Annotated in this window: 1 protein-coding gene; it reads left to right on the forward strand. The window is 57.5% G+C overall.

Translation table 11 applies throughout. The features are described 5' to 3' along the window. Positions 1-2,981, forward strand: a 2,981-nt coding sequence (locus AC1DT2_RS19525; protein WP_477298128.1) for an RHS repeat domain-containing protein, incomplete at both ends; no start/stop codon positions are given.

A 2,981-nucleotide genomic window follows, 5' to 3' on the forward strand; every position in this document is an offset into this window, starting at 1 on the left:
CCTCACGGGCACCAAATACTCGGTTGTTCTGCAAGGCATCCGCCAGGTTGGCGGCCGCGCGTTGCCGTTTACAACGTTCGGATTCGAGACCTCTTCCATCGCCGCACCCGCAGGCGGCCGCCCAACTCAGGCTGGTACTTCAGCCGGAGCTAGCGGTGCGTCCGCCGGGCAGATGCCCGGCGGAACTAACGACGCGTCTCAGCCGATTACTTATGCGACCACGGGTATCGATGCTTCCGGGCGCGCGTTAGGTACGCCAGCCGGCTGCTCAGCGCAAGTACGGCCGCTGGTGCTGTGCCGTCTGAAGAGCTACCTGGACAAAGGTGTGTTTTATCCCGGCCAGGACAACGCGGGTGAGATGGGGAATGGGCAGTGGCGGCTCAATTCCCGAGAGTCGATCAGCTCTAAAGATGTCGTCCAGGCCGTTCGGTCAATGCGCAAGGCGGGACACRGGAAGGTCACCGCGCGCGCGGTGCCAGTCGTGCAAGGTGGCGACGTCGGAGCCGTTAGCGGCAACGTCGCGTTGATCGATGGCTCGCCAGTCGTTGGTGCCGCTATCTCGTTCGGAGACAAACGCGTCCAGACTGACGTTAACGGGCACTTCGTTCTCACGGAAGTCAGCTCAGGCCATCAAACTCTCTTCGTCGACGGGAGTGGCGTCCCGGCCGATGGAGGGACATTGGGCCAGTTCGTCGCGGGCGTCGACATTGCTGCTGGCACTGAGACAAGGCTTCCGTACCGCCTGTATCTTCCGAAGATAATCGCGCGGGATCGTATCCGTCTTGCGTCCCCGACGCTTACGGATATGGTTGTCACTCATCCGGATCTTCCGGGCCTCGAGATTCGGGTTCCGAAGGGAACCGTGATTCGTGATCACAGCGGTAAAGTGGTCACGGAATTAGCGATCGTGCCGATGCCTGTCGATCGGGCACCAACGCCGGCCGCCGGTAACTTCCCGATGTACTTCAGCCTGCAGCCGGGTGGCGCTACGGTTCAGAACATCAATCCAGATGGCGAGCAGGGTGTATCGATCACTTACCCGAATTATTCACGCGCACCGGCAGGTGCTGCTGCGGAATTCTATGTGTATCGGCCGGACAACGGTTGGACTGTTTACGGCACGGGCGTTGTTACCAGCGATGGTCGCCAGGTAAAGCCTGAGTCGGGAGTCAGACTGAATTATCTCATGTCGGGAAGCTACGGCCTGAGTGAGCAACACCCGCCTGACGATAATCCGACTGTGCCGTGCGGTGCCTGCGCGGCCGATCCCGTGGACCTTTGGAGTGGAACATTTCTCGAAGAGGAGAATGACATCGTCATAAAGGATGTTATTCCCCTCACACTCTCTCGGCACTGGCACGACAACGCCTACCATCCTCTCGACCAACGGATGTTTGGCGGGTGGCGTTCGAACTATGACATCTACGTTCAAAGTCCGAATGCGGACTTCTCTGCGCCGATTGTTCGCCTTCCCAATGGGAACGGGATGAAGTTCAGTCAGATTGCCACTCGAGCGGGCGATACCTACACGTGGCAATACACCGGAGATCGCTCGCAATGGTACGGGRCCGTCTTGGAAACCGTTTCCTACAATGACCGGTGTGGTGCCATCATTGAATGCTATTTGCTGACGACGGTTAATGGGACGGAGTATCAGTTCACTAATTCATATCCGAGCAACGGCGCTCCGAGTCAGCTTACTTTTATTCGTGACCGGTTCCACAATCAAATTGCGTTTACTTGGAATGCGGGTTTGTTGCAGCAGATCACATCGTCGAGTGGCCGCTTTATAACGCTGGCTTATGACGCGTACAACAATGTCAGTACCGCCACAGATAACGCGGGCCGCACGTGGAGCTATTCATACCATAGAGAGAAGCTACCGACGCTAGTTCAGTCTAACCGCGCAAAAAAAGCGATCAATGCCACGGCGGCAGCGACAGACGATCCGCTGTCCTACGCGTACTTTCTGGACTCGGTGAYGTTTCCAGATGGCTCCGTGAAGAAATACACCTACCAAGATGACTACGTGACTCCCGCCGGCCCTCCAGGAAGCAGCTATTCCGTGCCTGGGACGCTCCTAACGGCGACAGATCGGAACGGGAAAATCATTCTTTCAAACACCTACGAGAACGGAAGCACTCGGGTACTGAAGCAGACTCGGGCTGACGGGAGTGCCTATCAGCTCGCCTACACCATGGCGAACAAAGTGCCTTCGCGAGTGCAAGTAACCGATCCGCTTGGAAACGTAAGGGCGGTGGACTTCGATCCGGCCTCTGGTTATCCAATTGCAGAGACGCGGGCATTTGGTACGCCCCTGGCTCAGACTACGACCTATAGCCTAAACGGCGCCGGTCGGGTAGATAGCCAAGTTGATTCGCTAGGCCGAAAGACGGCGTTTGAATACGACGCGACGGGCCACCTTTCCAGACGGACCCGGTTAGCTGGCACGGCCAATGCTGTCACATCTCAGTACACGTGGAGTCAGGACTACGGACTCCCTTTGACTAGTACCGACGAGCTCGGCCACACAACGAAATACGAGTACGTGCAAGGCTGCTTGTCGGCAGTAACTGACGCCTCGGGAATCAGCACGACCATCGTGTGTAATGCACAGGGGCAGCCCGYCAAGGTAGCGGACGCTGCCGGTAACACGAGGACTTTCGAATACGAAGGCTTCGATCTTAGCAAGGTTACGGATGCTGCGGGAAGAGCTACTTCTAGGCGTGTCGACAGCCTTGGGCGGATTACGGCCGCCGTCGATAGTGCAGGAAGAACAACGCAATTCATCTCGGACACGAACGACCGCGTGATCGCCATAACCTCCGCGCAGGGAGAGCTGACACGGTACAGCTACGACTTTGAAGGGCACCTCACACACGTTCTCCGGGCGAACGGAGCGAGCACGGCTTTCAATTACAACGCCCTCTACATGCGCACCCAGCGCGTAGATGCTGCCGGTCAGTCAGAGACTTGGTCTT

Source organism: Luteibacter sp. P4_E6 (assembly GCF_056401535.1).